This is a genomic window from Bacillus paralicheniformis, assembly GCF_002993925.1.
Classification (GTDB): Bacteria; Bacillota; Bacilli; order Bacillales; family Bacillaceae; genus Bacillus; species Bacillus paralicheniformis.
In genome coordinates this window covers 3,588,228-3,608,334 of the sequence record NZ_CP023665.1, presented here as the reverse complement: position 1 = coordinate 3,608,334, position 20,107 = coordinate 3,588,228, and the positions used below count along the sequence as shown (strand labels likewise).

At 46.7% G+C, this 20,107-nt stretch carries 18 protein-coding genes, 1 pseudogene and 1 riboswitch; of the genes and pseudogenes, 13 read left to right on the top strand and 6 right to left on the bottom strand.

Going from position 1 to position 20,107, the window contains the following annotated elements:
* Window positions 1–29: 29 nt before the first annotated feature.
* The 3 genes from CP943_RS18505 (at window position 30) to CP943_RS18495 (ending at window position 1,708) form a co-directional block, all read left to right on the top strand.
* Entirely contained in the window at window positions 30–725 is a 696-nt protein-coding gene (locus CP943_RS18505; protein WP_020452939.1) for a thioredoxin domain-containing protein, read from the top strand.
* Complete coding sequence (locus CP943_RS18500) at window positions 715–1,128, top strand: disulfide oxidoreductase (protein ID WP_003185211.1); 414 nt, start codon at window positions 715–717, stop codon at window positions 1,126–1,128. The genes CP943_RS18505 and CP943_RS18500 overlap by 11 nt, the downstream gene beginning before the upstream one ends.
* 94 nt (window positions 1,129–1,222) lie before the next feature.
* Window positions 1,223–1,708 carry a GNAT family N-acetyltransferase gene (locus CP943_RS18495; RefSeq protein ID WP_075212675.1) on the top strand — a complete coding sequence of 162 codons (486 nt, stop codon included), beginning with the start codon at window positions 1,223–1,225 and terminating at the stop codon, window positions 1,706–1,708.
* 95 nt (window positions 1,709–1,803) lie between these two features.
* Here CP943_RS18495 and CP943_RS18490 read toward each other — a convergent pair.
* A pseudogene (locus tag CP943_RS18490) lies at window positions 1,804–2,327 on the bottom strand (GrpB family protein).
* 124 nt (window positions 2,328–2,451) lie between these two features.
* Between CP943_RS18490 and CP943_RS18485 the strand changes: the two are divergent.
* The 3 genes from CP943_RS18485 (at window position 2,452) to CP943_RS18475 (ending at window position 6,934) form a co-directional block, all read left to right on the top strand.
* Entirely contained in the window at window positions 2,452–3,060 is a 609-nt protein-coding gene (locus CP943_RS18485) for a trimeric intracellular cation channel family protein (protein WP_003185205.1), read from the top strand.
* 178 nt (window positions 3,061–3,238) lie between these two features.
* Complete coding sequence (gene helD / locus CP943_RS18480) at window positions 3,239–5,575, top strand: RNA polymerase recycling motor HelD (RefSeq protein WP_105981223.1); 2,337 nt, start codon at window positions 3,239–3,241, stop codon at window positions 5,573–5,575.
* Window positions 5,576–6,049: 474 nt separating this feature from the next.
* The gene (locus CP943_RS18475) at window positions 6,050–6,934 is read left to right on the top strand and encodes a carboxylesterase (RefSeq protein ID WP_105981222.1); all 885 of its coding nucleotides are present in this window, start codon (window positions 6,050–6,052) and stop codon (window positions 6,932–6,934) included.
* 88 nt (window positions 6,935–7,022) lie between these two features.
* Here the strand turns inward: CP943_RS18475 and CP943_RS18470 are convergent, their stop codons facing one another.
* Both CP943_RS18470 and CP943_RS18465 read right to left on the bottom strand, forming a co-directional pair.
* The gene (locus CP943_RS18470) at window positions 7,023–7,433 is read right to left on the bottom strand and encodes a DUF5412 domain-containing protein (RefSeq protein WP_101561474.1); all 411 of its coding nucleotides are present in this window, start codon (window positions 7,431–7,433) and stop codon (window positions 7,023–7,025) included.
* Window positions 7,434–7,509: 76 nt separating this feature from the next.
* Entirely contained in the window at window positions 7,510–8,634 is a 1,125-nt protein-coding gene (locus CP943_RS18465) for an aminotransferase class V-fold PLP-dependent enzyme (RefSeq protein ID WP_105981221.1), read from the bottom strand.
* A gap of 264 nt (window positions 8,635–8,898) precedes the next feature.
* On the opposite strand from CP943_RS18465, the gene CP943_RS18460 reads away from it, so the two are divergent.
* Complete coding sequence (locus CP943_RS18460) at window positions 8,899–9,759, top strand: ROK family protein (protein ID WP_020452932.1); 861 nt, start codon at window positions 8,899–8,901, stop codon at window positions 9,757–9,759.
* 87 nt (window positions 9,760–9,846) lie between these two features.
* A complete protein-coding gene (locus CP943_RS18455; protein WP_020452931.1) occupies window positions 9,847–10,686 on the top strand; it encodes an aldo/keto reductase in 840 nt (279 codons plus the stop codon).
* A 39-nt stretch (window positions 10,687–10,725) separates the two neighbouring features.
* On the opposite strand, the gene CP943_RS18450 is transcribed toward CP943_RS18455, so the two are convergent.
* The 3 genes from CP943_RS18450 to CP943_RS18440 all read right to left on the bottom strand — a co-directional run bounded on the left by CP943_RS18450 (window position 10,726) and on the right by CP943_RS18440 (window position 14,806).
* Entirely contained in the window at window positions 10,726–12,177 is a 1,452-nt protein-coding gene (locus CP943_RS18450) for an MDR family MFS transporter (protein ID WP_023856264.1), read from the bottom strand.
* A gap of 199 nt (window positions 12,178–12,376) precedes the next feature.
* A complete protein-coding gene (locus CP943_RS18445) occupies window positions 12,377–14,236 on the bottom strand; it encodes an LTA synthase family protein (protein ID WP_025809883.1) in 1,860 nt (619 codons plus the stop codon).
* A gap of 99 nt (window positions 14,237–14,335) precedes the next feature.
* Window positions 14,336–14,806, bottom strand: a complete 471-nt coding sequence (locus CP943_RS18440) for a metal-dependent hydrolase (RefSeq protein ID WP_023856262.1) — start codon at window positions 14,804–14,806, stop codon at window positions 14,336–14,338.
* 239 nt (window positions 14,807–15,045) lie between these two features.
* Here CP943_RS18440 and sspJ point away from each other — a divergent pair, with 239 nt between their 5' ends.
* The 5 genes from sspJ to CP943_RS18415 all read left to right on the top strand — a co-directional run bounded on the left by sspJ (window position 15,046) and on the right by CP943_RS18415 (window position 20,105).
* Entirely contained in the window at window positions 15,046–15,186 is a 141-nt protein-coding gene (gene sspJ / locus CP943_RS18435) for a small acid-soluble spore protein SspJ (protein ID WP_003185183.1), read from the top strand.
* A 159-nt stretch (window positions 15,187–15,345) separates the two neighbouring features.
* Window positions 15,346–15,522: riboswitch (Lysine riboswitch) on the top strand.
* Between the two features lie 114 nt (window positions 15,523–15,636).
* On the top strand, window positions 15,637–17,040 hold the full coding sequence (locus CP943_RS18430; protein ID WP_020452927.1) for an amino acid permease: 1,404 nt from the start codon (window positions 15,637–15,639) through the stop codon (window positions 17,038–17,040).
* 156 nt (window positions 17,041–17,196) lie between these two features.
* Window positions 17,197–18,261, top strand: coding sequence for a FecCD family ABC transporter permease (locus tag CP943_RS18425; protein ID WP_023856260.1), 1,065 nt, complete (start codon window positions 17,197–17,199; stop codon window positions 18,259–18,261).
* Entirely contained in the window at window positions 18,261–19,274 is a 1,014-nt protein-coding gene (locus CP943_RS18420) for a FecCD family ABC transporter permease (RefSeq protein WP_023856259.1), read from the top strand. Before CP943_RS18425 ends, CP943_RS18420 begins: the two co-directional genes overlap by 1 nt.
* 63 nt (window positions 19,275–19,337) lie before the next feature.
* Window positions 19,338–20,105, top strand: a complete 768-nt coding sequence (locus CP943_RS18415; RefSeq protein ID WP_043054605.1) for an ABC transporter ATP-binding protein — start codon at window positions 19,338–19,340, stop codon at window positions 20,103–20,105.
* Window positions 20,106–20,107: the final 2 nt, after the last annotated feature.

Here is a 20,107-nt window from a genome sequence, read left to right as displayed (position 1 = left end):
CTAAAAAATAAGAATAATGAGGTGTCTAAGTGAAGAAGAAACAGCAGTCACCGATGAAATTTGCAGTGATTATGACAGTCGTGGTCGTTTTTCTGATCGGCGCACTTGTCGTACTCAACAATCAAACCCAAAATGCTTCGCAAACCTTTGATGACAAGCCTTCAACTGAAGGACAGCCGCTTCTTGGCAACAAAGATGCGACTGTAACGATCACAGAATTCGGAGATTACAAATGCCCAAGCTGCAAACAGTGGACTGAGACCGTCTTTCCGGATTTGAAAAAGGATTACATCGATAAAGATCAAGTTAATTTTTCATATATTAACTTCGTCAATGAACAGCACGGCAGAGGCTCTGAATTGAGCGCCCTCGCTTCCGAGCAAGTATGGAAGGAAGACCCGGCTTCATTCTGGAAATTCCATGAAGCACTGTACAAAGCGCAGCCTGACAATGACACGATGGAAAACGAGTGGGCGACGCCGGCAAAATTGGCGGACATCACGGAAGCGAATACGAAAATCAAACGCGATAAGCTCATCAGCAGCTTAAATGACAAAACGTTCTCTGAGCAATTAAAAACGGACAATTCGCTCATCAGCAAATACAGTGTAGACTCGACGCCGACGATCTTTGTCAACGACGTAAAAATCGACAAACCGTTTGATTATGACAAAATCAAAGAAACGATCGCCAAAGAGCTGAAAGGTCAGTCTGATGAAAAATAAACTGCTTTTTCTGTACGGCGCCTGGATCGTCTCATTAACGGCGACACTAGGCAGCCTGTACTTCAGCGAAATCCGTAAATTCATTCCTTGCGAACTGTGCTGGTATCAGCGGATTATGATGTATCCGCTCGTGCTGATCCTTGGAATTGCGACATTTCAGGGCGATGCCCGCGTGAAAAAATACGTGCTGCCGATGGCGGTGATCGGCGCAGGCATTTCCCTGATGCATTACATGGAACAAAAAATTCCCGGATTCAACGGTATTAAACCGTGTGTCACAGGAGTGCCTTGCTCAGGGCAGTATATCAATTGGTTCGGTTTCATCACGATTCCGTTTCTCGCCCTTATCGCATTTATTTTGATTATCATTTTTATGTGCTTTCTCAAGGGGAAAGATGAGTAAAAAGAGCATTGTCTGACAATGCTCTTTTTTTACATGTTCAACAAAATGAATGCTATAATATTTGGAAATTATTAAATGGATAAGGATGATGAGGATGGAATTTAAGATTCGTAAAATGAAAAAGAAAGACATCCGACAAGTGCAGCAGATTGCCAAAACAAGCTGGAATCACACTTATGAAGGGATAATCCCTTTCGATATTCAAGAGAAATTCTTAGAGAAAGCGTACAATGATGAGATAATGCAGCAGCGTTTGGAACACTCGTTAATGCTCGTTTCAGAAGCGGACGGAAAAATCGTCGGCTTTGTTAACTACTCATTTGTAAGAGAAGGAGGGGAGGCCTATCTCGCTGCCATTTATTTAGCCCCGGAATACCAAGGAAAAGGCATCGGAACCGCATTATTGGAAGAGGGGATAAAACATTTGGAGGGAGTAAAAAAGATCTTTGTAGAGGTTGAAACAGAAAACCGTACCGGAAAAAACTTTTACAAGGCGAAGGGTTTTGAGGATGTCTCCGAATATGATGAAGAATTTGAAGGGCATATCCTCAAAACGGTCCGAATGGCCTTGCGCGTATAATGCCCGCTTTCACTTCGTGACTTGGACATAGTAGTATAACAAGACCGCCATAATGAAGGCGATGGCTATTGTAAGCAATTTATGTTTTGTCTTTTTCAGCATACCGGGCCACTCCTTTCCAAATGTTTTGCTTTCTCAATCACGTCTTTAATGAATGATTCTTTTCCTTCTGTGTACGAGGTGCGGTCATATGGAAAGCGCCGCGCCAAGGTTTTTTTCAATGTTTCATATTCTTGCCGCTCGGCGGAGTGCTTTCTTAAATAATTTCGGAATCTCAGCTGGATTCTTCGCTTTGAAAAACATATACGTGCAGATGGTGTGTGCCCGCCCTCCACATTCCCTTTCGAAAAAAGCGCCTGGCAGGGAAGGCTTCGTGAAATACGTGCTCATAACCGAGCTGCTCAAGCGGTTCGATCCAGGCTGAAGCTTCGCTGAGACTGTTGACGCCGGCCATCAGATCGAGCACCGGTTTTGCCGCAAGACCGGGAACAGAGGTGCTGCCGATATGTTCGATAGCGAGAACTTTTTTTCCGAGGACATCCGTGAGCCGCTGTTTTTCAGCTGCAAATTCCTGAGCCCACCCGGCTTTCGCTTTTTCGATGATGATCTCCTGTTCCATGTTTCCACCCCTTTAAAAACGTCTTTTTATATTATAAGATATTTTGATTCAGAGAGGGTTGATTTAAAGGTTGGAGAAGTTATAAAATCAAAAAGATTGAAGTTTAGTATGGAGGACACCTTAGATGGCTTGGGAAGTGTTGAGCATCATCGGTACCGTCGCTTTTGCGATCAGCGGAGCGATCGTTGCAATGGAAGAAGAGTATGATATTTTAGGAGTTTATATATTGGGGATTGTGACGGCGTTCGGCGGAGGGGCGATCAGAAACCTGCTCATCGGAGTTCCGGTGTCCGCCTTGTGGGAGCAGGGGAGCCTGTTTCTAATCGCTCTTGTTTCGATCACGATCGTTTTTTTGTTTCCTAAGCTCCTGTTAAAGCACTGGAGCATCTGGGGGAGCTTTTCAGACGCGATCGGTCTTGCCGCATTTGCGATACAAGGAGCGCTTTATGCCGTTCACATGAACCATCCGGTCAGCGCGGTGATCGTTGCGGCGGTCTTAACAGGAAGCGGCGGCGGAATGATCCGGGATCTTTTGGCTGGAAGAAAGCCGCTCGTGCTGAAAACCGAGATCTACGCCGTTTGGGCCGCTTTGGGCGGATTCATTATCGGCATGGGCTGGGCGGAGAAGCCGCTCACGCTGTATATCCTGTTTGCTTTGCTGGTCGCATGCCGCGTATGTTCGTACATGTTTAACTGGAAGCTGCCGAATCGTTCGCTGCGGTCCCACAGCTGAATAGAAAAAAGCCGATTTTTCGTTGATTGAAAAATCGGCTTTTTATATTGATTTGACCAAAGGTTATATGATAAGATGAAGTGTATTTTAACATAAAATTTCAAATATTATAGTATTATCCATTTTTATTTTATCATGAATCTTTTTTGATGTCAAATCTTTTTAGGGAGTGGTCAGCGTGCAGGAAAACGGTCAGGAATGGCTGGAAGAGGAAAAACGAATCCGGCTTGTTTTAAAGGAATTGGATCAGAAGCTTCATTCTCTAAAGGGAAAGACCGGCGGATTGAAGGAGGATATCATCGATTTACGGAAACATTTCTGGAGCGATGTCACCGTAAACTTGGCCGATGAAAACGAAGCGGTTGAAACATTTTTTAGCATTAAACAGCAGGCTGAGTTTTTGGCTGAAAGGGAAAGGAGTCATAAGCAGTTTTACAACGAGTTGAAAAACTTGTTAAAAGTGAAAGAATCGCCTTATTTCGGCCGTGTAGATTTTTTGGAGGACGGCGAAGAAAACGCTGAATCCGTCTACATCGGACTCGCCTCTTTAATGGACGAAAAAGAAGAGCGGTTTTTGATTTATGATTGGAGAGCGCCGATTTCCAGTCTGTTTTACAACTATGGTCCCGGTGCGGCTCAATACGAAGTTCCGGACGAGACGGTCAGGGGAACGATTGAGCTGAAAAGGCAATTTCTCTTCAAAAACGGCCGGCTGAAAGCGATGTTTAATACGGATATGGCGATTGGAGATGAAGTTCTTCAGGAAGTCCTGGGGCAGCAGGCAGATATTCAGATGAAAAGCATCGTCGCCACAATTCAAAAAGAGCAGAATCAGATTATTCGGAACGAAAGAAGCCGCTTTTTAATTGTTCGGGGAGCGGCTGGCAGCGGAAAAACGTCGGCGGCATTGCAGCGGGCTGCGTATTTGCTGTACCGCGGTCGCGGGCAGATCGAGTCGAGCCAGATGCTGCTATTCTCTCCAAACCTGCTTTTTAACAGCTATGTCGCCAATGTTCTGCCTGAGCTCGGAGAGGAAAACATCCAGCAGAAGACATTCCAGGAATTTGTGGCGCGCCGCCTTGGAAAGCAGGTTTCGTGCGAGACTCCGTTCGATCAGCTCGAATATTGTTTAACGGCTTCAGACGATGAGGAGCAGCGCATCCGGATGAAATCAATCGAATTGAAATCAGGTCTGGCCTTCAAAGGCATTATCGATGATTATGTCAAATGTTTGGCAAAAGGGCGTCTGGATCTGGTGTTTAAACATATCGCCTTTCGCGGAAAAAGGATCATTACAAGCGATCAGGTGCGGGAATTTTTCGCGGCCCTTGATCATGCAGATACGCTGTCCAACCGGATTGAAAAAACGGGGAAATGGCTGTTACAGCTGCTGAACAAATACGAACGCCAAGAAAGAAAAAAAGACTGGGTCATCGAGGAAAGCGAGCTGCTGGATAAAGAGGAATATTTAAAGGCCTATAAACGTCTTCAGGAAGAACAGCGATTTACGGAGAATACGTTTGACGATTATGAAAGGGAACAAAACCTCCTTGCCGCTATCATTGCCGAAAGGGAGTTCAAACCGCTCAAGCAAGCGGTAAAAGCGTTCGGCTTTATTGATTTTAAAGGAACGTACCTTCAGCTTTTTTCCGGGCGCTATACCCCGCAAACCCGTCCTGATGACTGGCAAAGCACTTGCACATTCACCCGGAAAAGCTTTCGTTTTGAGAAGCTGCCTTATGAAGATGCCGTCCCTTTTTTATATATGAAAAACCAGCTGACAGGCGGGAGAAAAAACACGGCAATCCGCCATTTATTCATTGATGAAGCCCAGGATTACACGCCTTTTCAGCTTGCTTTTTTGAAGAGCCTGTTTCCCGCGTGCAGCATCACAATGCTGGGAGACTTAAACCAGGCGATTCTTGCCCATGCGTATCACGATAAGACGCTCCTGTCGGGAGGCGTGTTTGAAGGCGAAAAAACGGAGATCATCACCTTGAAGCGCAGCTACAGGTCGACGAAAGAAATTGTTGAATTGACAAAGCGCATCATCGAGGGAGGCGAAGAGATCGAAGCCTTTAACAGGAACTGCAAAAAACCGACTTTGACAATATCGGCCGACCTTCATGCACACCATAAACAGATGGCTTCCCTTATAACCGCCCTTCAAAAAGAAGGACTTGAGACGATTGCAGTCATCTGTAAAACAGTCCGGGAATGCAGGGATGCGTTCCGGCATCTTCAGCAGCATACAGAGCTTAAACTGATCGATAAAGAAACGAGAACGTTTCAAAAAGGCGTGATCGTCATTCCCGTCTATTTGGCGAAAGGGATCGAATTTGATGCCGTCGTCATTTATGACGCTTCTGAAAAACAATACAAAAAAGAGAGAGAGCGAACTCTGTTTTATACGGCGTGCACGAGGGCGATGCATGAGCTCCATCTCTTTTCCCTTGGAAAGGAAACGCATTTTTTAAACGGTGTTTCAAATGATATGTATACGAAAAGAGAGTGACGGTGTCACTCTCTTTTTTGGAGAAACCATTGTTTCCATAAGTTTTTTTATTTACAAACTTTTCTACACTAGGCTGAGTCTGTGGCAATCTTCTTCATATTCTGGCAGGTTAAAGAGTTTGTCATCTTAAACAAAAATGAAATGATTTCCAGCGTATATAGAGGAAAGTGGTCTGGCTAAATAATATAAAAGCTTTTATTCATCAAATCGCTTCTCTTTTTCTTGAGGATATATAACATATTTTCTATTTTCATTTTACATGCAGGAGATTACGAAATCGAAATCGTTAATTAAAATCTGTTATATTAAATTTTATAGTTCTGTATCATAATATAAAGCTTTTTAAAATTGGGATTTGATGATTAATTTATTCTGTAATATATTATATATAGAGTCTGTTATATATAATGACAAACTCCCCTGCACGAAACGGCATATTCATTTGAAGAGGATTTATTGGGAGGGAAATATTTCATGTCAAACCATTCACCGATTACCCCTGATTTAAGTGACAGCGGCATTCGCTATTTTCGGGCTTATAAGGAAAGCCTTGGTCTTTGGCCAGTTCATTACAAAACTTTCTACGTATCTACCCGTTTCGGCCAAACGCATATTGTTGCAAGCGGACCTGAAGATGCCCCGCCGCTTGTATTGCTTCACGGCGCATTATTCAGTTCCACTATGTGGTACCCCAATATCGAGGATTGGAGCAGCAAATACCGAACATACGCAATTGATATCATAGGTGATAAGAACAAAAGCATCCCTGCAGATTTATGCGGTACGAGGGCGGGTTACGCTGATTGGCTTCTCGAAGTGTTCGACGCTTTGGGGATAGAGAAGTCGCACATGGTTGGTCTTTCGCTTGGCGGGCTTCATACGATGAATTTCGCTTTACGTGCGCCAGAGAGAGTAGAGAGCGCAGCGATCCTTAGTCCCGCGGAAACATTTTTGCCGTTTCATCACGATTTTTATCAATACGCTCTTAGCCTCACAGAGCCTGATGGAGTAGAGAATTTCTTAAATTGGATGATGACAGATCGTAATGTGTTACACCCGGTTTTTGCAGAGCAGTTTCATGCAGGCGTAATGTGGCAGGATGGATTAAGACAGCCAAGGCCTAACGCCGACGGATTTCCGTATGTTTTCACTGACGACGAATTAAAATCAGTAAAAGTCCCTATTCTATTATTGCTGGGTGAGCATGAAGTCATCTATGACCCGCAATCAGCCTTACATCGCGCCTCAACATTAGTTCCAGGTATTGAAGCGGAAATCATAAAACAGGCAGGTCACGTTTTATCAATGGAACAGCCTCAAAACGTAAATGAACGTATATTACGTTTTTTCAGTAAATAAACCACAGTTTTGTTGTCCATTTCATGGAGATGCAGCGGCTTATACGAGCGGTCATACAAACTTTTTTCAAAGGCTGAGAGTGACGCTGTCACTCTCTTCTTCCATCATATATATCAGTTCTGACATCCAGCACGTTGTTGTTGATGGACACATGGTATTTGTCCTGCCATTCGATTTTGACATGTTCTTCTTCGTATCCCCAATAGATGTTTTTTCGTTCACCGGTGGCAACCGTTGTCAATTCCCCTCTGACGGAAGGGGAGTTCGTTCCCCCGCCTTTATTCACGCTATACAAATTCAGGTTGTATGCTTGATTCGGCGAAGCGGAAGACTGAATCCAATTTCCTTTCGGCAGATGATTCATCGAGTAAAAATGCGTATACACGATATATCCGATGGTAATGCCTGACGCAAGCAAAACAGCCAAAATGGCAAACAAGACGCTTCGGCACGGTAACTTCCTCTGCTTTTCTATTTCTCCGTCAATATAAAGCTCCAATTTGTCTCATTCCTTGATGAAAATTGTTTTTTATAGTTTAAGGAAAAAATCGTATTCTGTCTATTTTGAAGCAGGGTTAACCAAAGAGCGCCGCCATCTCATCCATCACAAACCCGATTTCCTCCTTTGTATTGTAAAAATGCGGGGCTATTCTGATGACGTTGTTTCGCGCTGAGACGATGATATGCTTTTCACGCAAGAGAGCTTCCATACGGCCAGCCTCTTCGGCATACACCGAGATCAGGCTTGTTCTGTTATGTACGGTCTCGGGGCCTATGATCTTCAGGCCTTTTTCCGCCCCGTATTGCAAAGAGAATGCCGCGAGCTCCCGCAGGTAGGGCTCGATCCTGTCGGGCTCTGCTTCAAGCAGCAGCTTCAGTGCCGCGTCTGCCGCGTAAATGCTGATAAATGACGGTGTCCCCGACTCGAAGCGTTTCGCACCTTCCGCAAAGCATGAATCTAAGGCAAATGGTTTGTTCCTGCCGAACCAGCCGGCCGTCTTCGGCTCAAATTGTCCGCAAAGTTCGCGTTTCATATACAAAAAAGCCGTTCCGGGAATGCCGAGCATGTACTTGCGCGTCCCCGCCGCAAGGATGTCGATATCCATGTCTTTGACATGAATCGGAATGTGTCCGGCGGTTTGATAGGCGTCGACAAATAAAAGCGAACCTTTTTGATGAACAATCTCGGCAATCTGTTTTACATCTTGTTTAAACCCGTTCCGATAGCCGGCATGGGGTACACAAGTCAAGAGCGTCTGATCGGTAACGTCTTTTTCGTATTGTTCCAAGTCAATCATCCCGTCTTCGCTCTGAATGATGATGAGGTGATCTTTGAAGGGGTCTTGCGCAAGCCAAATTTGGCCGACGGCAGGAAAATCGATATCCGTGAAGGCGATCTGCCTTCGGTGTGGTGGCTGCGGCAATGAAGCAGCGACAGCCGCCACTGCGTTAGATACTGACGGCAAAACGGCTATCTCTTCTTTTTCGGCACCGATCAGCCTGGCGAATTTTTCCTTGGCTTCATCCATCTTGTCGAGATGCGCTTTCCAGTCTGCACCGGCTGTTAAAAGGCCGTTCTGATACTCATCAACCGCTTTGGCAACAGGCAGAGCCAACGCGCTGCCGGAGCATGCGGCAAGGTGAACATGACCAGACAATATCGGAAATAAAGAACGGTAAGTGTGGAATGGATGCTTCATGATATCCCTCCTCATTAAAGCTTCGAGCGGGCCTGAAAAAATCCTCTTTTTCACAGTTGAAATTAAGCGGGCAGAAGCCTCTTTAAGCGAAAGAACAACCGCTGCAGCTGTTTGAAAACTGTCACATTTTCGGGAAGCTTTCTTCCGTCAGCATCAAAAGCTCCCATGCTCTGGTGAATCATTGTTCAGTGCGATTGCTTTCTTTCATCGTCTGATTTATGATTCAATTAAAGCAATTCAAACAGATGAAAAGGAGCCGAGAGGATGAAACATTACGGTGCAATAGAAGCAGGAGGCACAAAGTTTGTTTGTGCAGTTGGAACAGAAAAGGGAGAAATCATTGACAGGCTTACGATCCCGACGGAGACTCCTGAAGAGACTATTGGAAAACTGACTGATTTCTTCAGCAAGTATCAGCTCACATCAATGGGAGTGGGCTCTTTTGGACCTATATCCGTTGCAAAAGATAAAGAGGATTACGGATACATAACCAATACGCCGAAATTAGCCTGGAAGGGGTACCCGTTTATTCCCGAGTTGAAAAAAAGGCTCGGCATACCGGTTTCGTTTACGACTGATGTAAACGCTGCCGCGCTTGGCGAACTGACAAAAGGAGCGGCGCAAGGCTTGGAAAGCTGCTTGTATATTACAGTCGGTACAGGAATCGGAGCAGGAGCGATTGTCGGCGGCCGGCTCGTGCAGAGCACGCTCCATCCTGAAATGGGTCACCTTCTCATTAGACGGCATCCGCACGATACGTTTGAAGGAATCTGTCCGTATCACAAGGACTGCCTTGAAGGAATGGCATCGGGTCCGGCGCTTGAAAAGCGCTGGGGGAAAAAGGGCAATGATTTGGCTGAAAACGAGGAAGTTTGGGAGATTGAAGCCGACTACTTAGCGCAGGCTCTCATGCAATATATCTTGATCCTGTGCCCTGAAAAAATCATCATGGGCGGCGGTGTCATGAAGCAGCAGCAGCTGTTCCCGCTGATTCGCAAAAAGCTTGCCGAATATATGAACGGATATGTTGACCTGCCTGATCTTGAAGGATACATCGTACCGCCGGGTCTCGGCGACGATCAGGGAATCACCGGTGCGCTCGCTTTGGCTTATGAAGCCGGTTGAGCAAGTTGTTTTGTAAAATCCACCCAGTGTGAGATAATAACAGCGGTGCGTTTAAAAGCATGAAAAAAAGAAAGGTGGTCGTTCAAAATGGTAAGCAGTTTAAAGGATACTGTGACATTACATAACGGTGTGAAAATGCCATGGTTCGGACTTGGAGTTTTCAAAGTGGAAGAAGGCAGCCAAGTTGTAGAATCTGTGAAAGCAGCCATTAAAAACGGATACCGGAGCATTGACACAGCCGCTATCTATCAAAACGAAGAAGGCGTCGGCAAAGGGATTAAAGAAGCAGGCGTTCCCCGCGAAGAGCTTTTCATCACGTCAAAGGTTTGGAACAGCGATCAGGGATATGAAAAAACATTGGCGGCTTTTGATGAAACCCTTCGAAAACTCGGCCTTGACTACCTTGATTTATATTTGATTCATTGGCCTGGAAAAGACAAATATAAAGATACGTGGCGCGCGCTTGAAAAGCTGTACAAAGACGGCAGAGTAAAAGCGATCGGCGTCAGCAACTTCAATGTGCACCATTTGGAAAGCTTATTGGAAGATGCGGAAATTAAACCGATGGTCAATCAGGTTGAGTTCCATCCGCGGCTGACTCAGGCTGAGCTCAGGGACTACTGCAAAAAGCAGGGCATTCAGGTGGAAGCATGGTCTCCGCTCATGCAGGGAAAACTCCTCGATGATCAAGTGCTGACTGACATCGCTAAAAAATACAACAAATCCGTCGCTCAAGTCATCCTGCGCTGGGATTTGCAAAATGAAGTCATTACCATTCCGAAGTCAATCAAAGAACACCGCATTATTGAAAATGCCGACATATTTGACTTTGAATTAACAGCGGAAGATATCGAAAAAATCAACGCTCTTAACAAAGATGAGCGCGTCGGTCCCGATCCTGACACAATGGTTCATGGATTCGAATAAGCATAAGAAAATCCCGGGTTCATAAAAACCCGGGATTTATTATTTTTCATGAATGGCCAAGCGGCCTTTCGCTTGTTTCCTTCTGCTGCCGTCGAGCCGTCCGCGGCGGTGCTGCTTAATAAAGAATGAGAGAACCAATCCGATTCCCGACAATGCGGCCGCGGTCATAAACGCCAGATTGACGCCGTGAATCATCGCCGTATCCGAAGACGGACCGGCAGGATCGGCAAGCGCACGCTGTGTCATGATGGTGATGAGAACAGCCGTCCCGATCGATCCGGACATCTGTCTCATCGTATTGTTCATGGCCGTTCCGTGAGGAATCAAATGGCGCGGGAGCTGGTTCAAGCCGGCTGTTGTAACAGGCATGAGCACCATCCCCATGCCGACCATCCGAATCGCATAGACGACAGACAAATACGCAAAAGGCGTCGTCTTTGTCAGATGGGTCAAGAGCAATGTGGTCACGAAGATCGCCGTCAAACCGGTGATGCTCAAGATCCGCGCGCCGATTTTGTCAAAAATTCTTCCGGTAATCGGAGACATCAGCCCCATCACGACAGCTCCCGGAAACAGCATCATTCCCGATTCCATCGCCGTGAAATGGCGCATATCCTGCATATACATCGGCACGATCGTCGCCGCTCCGATCATCGACATAAAGACTACCATCCCGATAATCGTCGCAAGTGTAAACATCGGATATTTAAATACCCTGAATTCCAAAATCGGTTCTTCCAAATGGAGCTGCCTCCAAATGAACCAAAACAGCGTAACGCTGCCGACCGCGAAGCCAGCCAGCACGTCCGCACCCGTCCAGCCCGCAACACCGGCGCTGCTGAAGGCGTACAAAATGCCGCCGAAGCCAAGTGAAGACAAGATGATGGAAGTAACATCCATCTTAGGTGACGTCTGTTCGGTGACATTTTTTAAAATAAAGTGTGCGGCAATCATGTCGATAACGGCAAACGGAAGCAACAGATAAAACAATACTTCCCAAGGGTAGCGGTCGACGATCCAGCCTGACAGGGTCGGTCCGACAGCGGGAGCGAAGGCAATCACAAGCCCGACCATTCCCATCGCTGATCCACGCTTTTCTTTTGGGAAAATCAATAAAAGCACCGTCTGCATCAATGGCATCATAATGCCCGCGCCGGCCGCCTGGACGACGCGTCCTGCAATCAGCGCCGGAAAGCTGAATGACAAGGCGCAGATCAGAGTCCCAGCCGTAAATAAAGACATTGCCGCCATGAACAGCTTTCTCGTCGTGAATTTTTCAATTAAAAAAGCCGTAACTGGAATCATGATCCCATTCACGAGCATAAAAACGGTCGTCAGCCATTGGGCAAGCCCCGGCGTAATGTTTAAGTCCCTCATGATCGGAGGCAAAGCGGTGGTCAATAGCGTCTGATTCAAAATGGCGATAAAAGTCCCCATAATCAAGACGGCAACAATCGGCAATTGATTTGTCTTATGCTGTGTTTCACTCATATTAAAACCTTCTTATTTATCATTTTTTATAACACTTTATGAAATAATCGGTACTCGAAATAACTTCTCTTTTTATTTAGGGTAACGAAGGAACTGCAAAACCGCAAGTTCATTTTTAACATTCGGTATATAATACCCAGCTGTCCCTCAATTTAAACAGCCCCTTTAAGCCGGGGGAATCCGGCTTAAAGGGGACGGATTATTTTTTATAAAATCTCAGCAAATCACCGTTAATAATCTTATCGGAAAGGGAAAGCTCTTGATTCGCCTTCTCTATGAGCGGACCGCATTTGTCCTCACTGTCGTTGATCATGTCCCCGGTTTTTTTGCTGTAGCACGTATTTTTCGTGTAGATATAATCATCTGTTATAAAGCTGCCGTTTCTTAACACAGCGAAAGGCATTCTTTCTTTCGAAAACAGGTCATTACCGAATTGAATCATGCCTTTTGTATCAATTCCGAGCAAATGGAGCAATGTCGGTTTGACATCAATTTGGCCGCCTGTTTCAGATATCGTTTTCGGGTCTTGATCCGTTACCCCCGGAATGTGGATAATCAGCGGCACACGCTGCAGCTGAACGGTATCGTAAGGGGTGATTTCGTCTTTGCCCAAAAATTGAGCCAGCGCATCGTTGTGCGCTTCTGATATGCCGTAGTGATCTCCCATGAAGACGATCACGGAATTGTCGTAAAGGCCGTTTTTCTTCAGTTTTGCAATGAAATGCTTCAATGATTCGTCTTCATAGCGTACCGTCGTGACATACCGGTTTAAAATCTCACTGTCCGAGTCGTATTCATCGATCAGCTTATCCTTATCATCAATTTGGAACGGAAAGTGGTTCGTCAATGTGATCAGGTTGCTGTAAAAGGGCTGCGGCAAGTCTTTCATCAAGTCGGCCGATTGCGTTAAAAACTCCTTATCCTTCAGCCCCCAGCCCGTTGAATTTTCAGGTGTCACATGAAAATGGGAGACGTCATAAAAGCTGTCGATGCCAAGGGCTTTGTACATGACGTCCCTGTTCCAGAATTTTTTATGGTTGGCGTGGAAAACCGATGTTCTGTAATCGTGGTTCGCCAGTGTTTTATACATCGAATTGTACGCATTTTCGCTCTTCGTAAAAAACACCGAACCGCTCAGAGACGGATAGAGCGAATTGGCGACAATGAATTCCGAATCGGACGTTTTTCCCTGTTCGGTCTGCTGATAAAAATGGTCGAAATAATAGCTTTTTTGAATGAATTTGTTTAAGAACGGCGTGATTTCCTGCCCGTTCACCTTTTCATTAATGACAAATGTCTGAGTGGATTCAAGCGTTACAAAGATGACGTTTCGTCCTTCGGCAATCCCGAACATATCTTGGTTCGGTTTGCTGTAGTCAGCGTTTGTGTAGTTCTCGATCGTTGCCAGGCTGTTTTCATCAGCGACAGCTTTTTGTGTCAAATTAAAGGTCTGTGAAATGCCGTCCAACAGATGAAACTGATATAAGCCGATGTTTTTTACAAGCACTTCCCTGTCGTAGGAGTAGCTTAAAAACTTCGGCTGATCCAGCTCCGACAGGGCGAGATTAAACAGTACCGTGCCGGCGGCTGCCGCGTAGTAGATCTTAACGGCTTTAGCGGAAAGCTTTTTGCCGGTTCTAGTGCGCGTTTTTGCCAGCCAGACCAAAAGAACCAAATCCAGAAAAAGCGCGATGAAAACCGGATTGAACAGCTCCTGAAAACTGCTCCCAAGCCCCCCGAGGTTTTTTGCCTGGAACAGGACGGGAACAGTGATGAAATCGATGTAGAAACCATAGAAAATACTGTTTGCAATCAAGATGCCCGTCAGGACGACATTAGCCCCGATTAAATAGAGGCGCTGCGTTTTTTCGCGAAAAAAGAGGCTGATGCCGAGTACAGGGATGAGAAAGCTAAGCGGGTTGATAAACAGGATCAATTCCTGAAGTGCGTTGTCGATTTGTAAATTAAAGCCCAGCTTGTAGATGAAGTACGTTTTCATCCACATAAAAAATATGGATAGGCATAAAAACCACTGCTTTTTAAAAAATTGTTCTTTCATATAAATAGCTCCTCACATATAATCCCCGCAGGTAAACAACACCAAGATAAAACGACTGAACAAAGCATAATACAGCAATCGGTCAAACCGTCCCTTTCGTCAGGCGATCAAGTTCGCAATAAAATAGCACGAAACAACGGTGAGCACAGTCAGAACGCCTTGTTCCGCCTTCCCGCCGGTTTTAATATAAAGGGGCAGCCGAACCTTAATGGCGGACGGAAAGAAAAGTTTGATGCCGTTTACAGTCCCGGCATCAAGGAGCAGATGGCTCGCCATTCCGGCCATCAATCCGACAAATATGCTCTGATCTGTAAAATATAAATGTGCCGCAAATGCCGTGATGAGCAAAAAGAGCAGGCTGTGTGTAAACGTCCTGTGCCCGAAGACAGAACTGACCACTGCTGATAAAATCGGTAGCCTTCTGCCGATCTTGCTCTTTGTATGGCAAATATCCGGAATCAATGCTCCGATAACGCCCGAAGCTGTCATGAACACTGGATCATATCCGTAAAAATAAGCAGCAGCCGTGCAAGAAGCGACCCCTCCCATGATGTGTGTTTTTCCTGTCATATCGCTTCTCCTTTAAGACCTATAACAATTTCCTAATGAAAACTATATCAAGAGTTCTGGCGGCCTTCAAGACAGATGGTGGCAACTTATCAGGCAAAAAACGCATTTTCCTGAGGCAATCAGCATGTTTACATCTAGAATATGGTGTTTTCAGTTAAAAAACACATTCAAGATTCTGCATAATTTTAAAGTGATAAGCCAAATTAAAATTGTACCACATTTTTAAAGAGGTGATTCATTTGGGTATTTTCTTCAATAAAGATAGAGGAAATAAGGAAAAGGACCAAAACGCCGTTCGGGGGGCGCTTGAAGATGCAGGACAAGCGCTGAAAGGAGACCCTTTGCAAGAGGCGGTCAACAAAAAGAAAAACAACCGATAAATGACAGATGGAAGCGCCGTCTTCCATTCTGCAGAAGGCTGCCGAAACAGGCGGCCTTTTGGCGCGGCTGTCCGTTTTTCCATCACTTCCCTTTGACAGATTAAAATTTCTCTGGTAACCTCTTTTCAGAATATGTGATAAATCCTCACTCTTAACTCTTAGTGAGGTAGAGGTTGCGCGGATGATGAGTCGCATGTGTGAGGCTGATGGGGCCGATGATCATATGCAAAAGGCATCAGCGCCGAAGCATAAGGAAGCCATTCATTCTTTATGCTGGGTCTGCATTGAATAAGTGCAGGACTGCCGCGGGTTTTCCCGCGGAGGGCTATCCGGAGATCAAGAGTGTATGTTTAACCAAAGCATGGACTTTTGTTCATGCTTTTTTTATTTTGAATGATCTCACGGTCTGGTCCGGCATATTTTTTATAAAATGCTCGGAGGTTATATCTTATGGAACAGACAAAAAAATGGGGCTTCTGGCTTCTTACCGCTTTTGTTGTCGGCAATATGGTCGGCTCAGGGATTTTTATGCTCCCCAGCACACTCGCCCAGACGGCAAGCCCGTTCGGCGTAACGGCGGCATGGCTGGTGACGGGTGCGGGGGTGCTGATGATCGCCCTTGTATTCGGTCATTTATCCATTCGCCGCCCGGATCTTAAAGCAGGTCCGCAAAGCTATGCAAGAGCTTTATTCTCAGACCCTAAAAAAGGGAATGCGGCAGGTTTTACAATGGTATGGGGGTATTGGGTGGCAAGCTGGATCAGCAACGTGGCCATCATTACAAGCCTTGCAGGCTATTTGACGACTTTCCTGCCGATCTTAACTGACGGACGCGAGCTGATTGAACTCGGCGGTCACCCCGTTACACTCGGCCAGCTCTTGACATTTATCGTATGTACAATCTTGTTATGGGGGACGCATTTCATCTTAGTCTCCAGCATAAATGGAGCGGGCAAACTGAACTTTTTAGCAACTTTTTCAAAAGTGCTTGGGTTTGTCCTGTTTATTGTTGCAGGTTTGTTCGTTTTTCAGACGGCTTTATTCGAATCATTTTATTTTCCAATCGAATCAGAAGGCAAAAGTATTGGGCTGGGCGGACAGGTTCACAATGCGGCGATTTCAACGCTGTGGGCGTTTGTCGGCATCGAGTCTGCGGTAATCTTATCAGGGCGCGCATCATCCCAGCGCGATGTCAAACGCGCGACGATTACCGGACTGTTAATTGCGCTCGGCATTTATATGGTCATCACTTTAATAACGATGGGCGTCATCCCGCACGATCAGCTCCAGGCATCGGATAAACCGTTCGTTGATGTGCTGCACGTGATCATCGGCAGCTTTGGCAGCGTAATTATGGCGGTCTTGGCAATCGTTTCTTTGTTTGGATCGATGCTCGGCTGGATTTTAATCGGCGCAGAGGTTCCGTATCAGGCGGCAAAGGCCGGTGATTTTCCTGCTTTCTTTGCGAAAACGAACAAAAAGGGAAGCCCGGTTAATTCATTGATCGTCACAAACGTGATGTCGCAGATCTTTATTTTCTCAACGGTTTCGGGAACGATCAGCGAGGCCTTTACGTTTTTAACAACGTCGGCGACGCTCGCTTACCTTGTGCCTTATCTTGTGGCGGCTGTTTTCAGCTTGAAGCTCATCCTCAAAGGGGAGACATACGGCGAACTGAAAGGTTCAAGAACAGGGGACGGCATCATCGCTTTGGCTGCTCTGGTGTATTCTTTATGGGTCATCGTTTCAGGTACGTCTGACTTAACCACCTTTATCTTGGGAATCGGGCTGTTTTTCGTCGGTCTTGCGATCTACCCGTTCGTCTACAAAAAGTTCAAAAATAATCAAGTGTGATAAAGTTCTTTGCCAGCCGGGTCTTTTAGCAGAAGATCGGCTGGCTTTTTGATTCCCGCCGAAATTTTTGATTAAAATTTCCGCTTAGGCCTGTTATACTATAAAATGAAAATGATAATCGTTATCGGTTAAAAAGATCGAAAGGAATGGCATCGAGTGAGCTCTTGCAAAAACATACATCGTATCAACAGCGCGGATGGCCCTGATGAAGAACAGAAACCGATCAGCCGTCCGCTTGGAGCTGTTTTTGTCCTGGCCGGCGGAATCATGCTACTGCTGTTTGGCGCCGCATTATCGATTGCGCTCGGTGCGGCTGATATAAAGCTTGGAACGGTTTGGGACGCCATTTTTCATTTTGATGCGAAAAATACGGCCCATCAAATTATTCAGGAACTCAGACTGCCAAGGACGGTAAGTGCGGCTCTTGTGGGCGCCTGCTTGGCGGTTTCCGGAGCCGTGATGCAGGGGATGACGAGAAACCCTCTCGCATCGCCGGAAATTATGAGCGTCACGCACGGGTCAGCTTTCGCAATTGCTGTCGCGTTTGCTTTTTTTCCGGGAACCTCATCGGTCGGGCTGATGATCTGGTCGTTTGCCGGCGCGGGTCTTGGAGCGGGACTCGTTTTTGCGATCGGAATGTTTTCAAAAGGCGGTCTTACGCCTGTAAAGCTGGCTTTGGCCGGTACGGCTGTCGGCACATTTCTGAGCGCTCTTTCTACGAGCATTGCGATCCATTTTGATGTGGCGCGCGACGTCAGTTTTTGGTATGCCGGAGGTGTCGCTGGCACGAAATGGCTCAGCATTCAGTTGTTGGTTCCGGCGGCAGCTCTCGGTTTGGCCGTCGTTTTTGTCATCGCCCGTTCCATTACGGTTCTAAGCTTGGGAGAGGAGCTGGCGAAAGGGCTCGGGCAATATACGAAGACGGTGAAAGCGATCGGAATCGTGTCGGTTGTTCTGCTGACGGGTGCCGCTGTGTCCGTTGCCGGGGCAATCGGTTTTATCGGATTGATCATTCCGCATATTACCCGCTTTCTGGTCGGGGTTGATTACCGCTGGATCATTCCATGCTCAGCGGTGCTTGGCGCCGTCCTGCTGATCTATGCGGATATTGCGGCAAGGCTGGTCAATCCGCCGTTCGAAACACCTGTCGGAGCAGTCACGGCGCTTGTCGGCGTACCATTCTTTCTCTATCTGGCCCGCAGGGAAAGGAGTGGACTGTAATGCTCAAGAAAAACAGCAGACGGGCGGCTGCGGTGATGCTCGTCATGGCCGTGCTGACGGTCGCCGTGTTTTTACTAAGCATGAACATGGGAGAAATCCGCATCGCCCCGCTTGATACATTGAAAACACTGTTCGGTTTCGGAACGCCGCAGGATGAACTTGTATTATTTGAATTCCGTTTGCCGCGCATGGTCCTCGCCATGCTGATCGGTGCGGGAGTTGCTGTCTCCGGAGCCGTCTGGCAGGGGATATCGCGGAATGACCTGGCCGATCCGGGGATATTGGGCATCAATACGGGAGCAGGTTTTGCCGTTGTGCTGTTCATCTTTTATTTTCAGGGGAATGTTGGAAATCTGCAAAAAGGATTCGTTTTTTCCCTGCCGATTTTTGCATTTTTGGGAGCCTGCTTTGCAGTCGTTTCCATCTATTTGCTGGCGTGGAAAAAAGGCTTGAATCCCATTCGCCTCGTTCTGGTCGGCATCGGAGTGAATGCGGCGTTTTCGGCGGCCATCTTAATGCTGCAGCTGAAAATGGACCCGAATGACTTTATGCAGGCGGCTGTTTGGCTGTCAGGAAATATATGGAGTTCAAACTGGAGCTTTGTCTCGGCCGTGCTGCCCTGGATTGTCGTGCTGCTTCCTTTTATTCTCTACAAAGCGCGCTATTTAAACGTGCTGAATCTCGGTGATCAGCTCGCAACAGGGCTTGGAACGGCAGTTGAAAAGGAGCGGCGCATACTGCTTCTGTCGGCAGCCGCGCTGAGCGGCGCGTGTGTAGCGGCTGGAGGGAATATTACGTTTCTCGGTCTTGTGGCTCCGCATATTGCCAGAAGGCTTGTCGGGCCGAAGCATCAGCTTTTAATCCCGGCTTCCGCGTTGACCGGAGCATTGCTCTTTTTGCTGGCGGATTTAATCGGAAGGATGATACTGGCGCCTTCGGAAATTCCCGTAGGGTTAGTCATTGCCGCTTTAGGCGCGCCGTACTTTATCTATTTGCTCATGAAAACAAATTAAAGAAGGGAAGGGTGCAAGGTGTCTCTTTCAACAAACAACCTGGGGATCGGCTACGGAGAACAGATGATAGTCGAAAGCTTAAACCTCCACATACCAAAAGGAAAAGTAACGACCATGATCGGTCCGAACGGGTGCGGCAAGTCAACCATATTAAAAACGATGGCACGCATACAGCGTTCTAGAACGGGCGCCGTTTATTTAAACGGCAAAGCGATCCACCAAATGTCGACGAAAGATATAGCCAAACAGATGGCGATTCTTCCGCAGACCCCTGAGGCGCCAGGCGGTCTGACCGTATATGAGCTCGTTTCTTACGGCCGTTTTCCTCATCAAAAGGGAATGGGCAGGCTCTCGGCCGATGACCGCCGCATGGTTGAATGGTCTCTCGAAGTGACAGGAATGCTGCCTTTTTATGACCGGCCGATCGAAGCCCTTTCCGGGGGACAGCGCCAGCGCGTCTGGATTGCGATGGCTCTTGCCCAGGAAACGGAGCTCTTGCTGCTCGACGAACCGACAACCTATTTGGACTTGGCGCACCAGCTTGAAATTCTGCAACTGCTGGAAAAGCTCAACAAAGAAGAAGGCCGAACGATTTTGATGGTCATTCACGACCTCAACCATGCCGCCCGCTTTGCCCATCACATGGTGGCGCTGAACTCCGGTGCAATTGTCAAAGAGGGCGCTCCACATGAAGTCATGACGTCAGAGGTATTGAAAAAAGTGTTTCAGATTGATGCGGAAATTATTTTAGACCCGCGCACAGGAAAACCGGTGTGCCTGACTTATGATCTATTGAAAAAAGAAGAGGATCAGAGGCTGGCAACCGGCTGACA

What these genes read in the sequence shown, in the direction of transcription:
- CP943_RS18500 (WP_003185211.1), top strand. Translation starts at nt 715, where the DNA reads ATGAAAAATAAACTGCTTTTTCTGTACGGCGCCTGGATCGTCTCATTA.
- CP943_RS18495 (WP_075212675.1), top strand. Translation starts at nt 1,223, where the DNA reads ATGGAATTTAAGATTCGTAAAATGAAAAAGAAAGACATCCGACAAGTG.
- CP943_RS18485 (WP_003185205.1), top strand. Translation starts at nt 2,452, where the DNA reads ATGGCTTGGGAAGTGTTGAGCATCATCGGTACCGTCGCTTTTGCGATC.
- CP943_RS18475 (WP_105981222.1), top strand. Translation starts at nt 6,050, where the DNA reads ATGTCAAACCATTCACCGATTACCCCTGATTTAAGTGACAGCGGCATT.
- CP943_RS18465 (WP_105981221.1), bottom strand. Translation starts at nt 8,634, where the DNA reads ATGAAGCATCCATTCCACACTTACCGTTCTTTATTTCCGATATTGTCT.
- CP943_RS18460 (WP_020452932.1), top strand. Translation starts at nt 8,899, where the DNA reads ATGAAACATTACGGTGCAATAGAAGCAGGAGGCACAAAGTTTGTTTGT.
- CP943_RS18455 (WP_020452931.1), top strand. Translation starts at nt 9,847, where the DNA reads ATGGTAAGCAGTTTAAAGGATACTGTGACATTACATAACGGTGTGAAA.
- CP943_RS18450 (WP_023856264.1), bottom strand. Translation starts at nt 12,177, where the DNA reads ATGAGTGAAACACAGCATAAGACAAATCAATTGCCGATTGTTGCCGTC.
- CP943_RS18445 (WP_025809883.1), bottom strand. Translation starts at nt 14,236, where the DNA reads ATGAAAGAACAATTTTTTAAAAAGCAGTGGTTTTTATGCCTATCCATA.
- CP943_RS18440 (WP_023856262.1), bottom strand. Translation starts at nt 14,806, where the DNA reads ATGACAGGAAAAACACACATCATGGGAGGGGTCGCTTCTTGCACGGCT.
- CP943_RS18430 (WP_020452927.1), top strand. Translation starts at nt 15,637, where the DNA reads ATGGAACAGACAAAAAAATGGGGCTTCTGGCTTCTTACCGCTTTTGTT.
- CP943_RS18420 (WP_023856259.1), top strand. Translation starts at nt 18,261, where the DNA reads ATGCTCAAGAAAAACAGCAGACGGGCGGCTGCGGTGATGCTCGTCATG.
- CP943_RS18415 (WP_043054605.1), top strand. Translation starts at nt 19,338, where the DNA reads ATGATAGTCGAAAGCTTAAACCTCCACATACCAAAAGGAAAAGTAACG.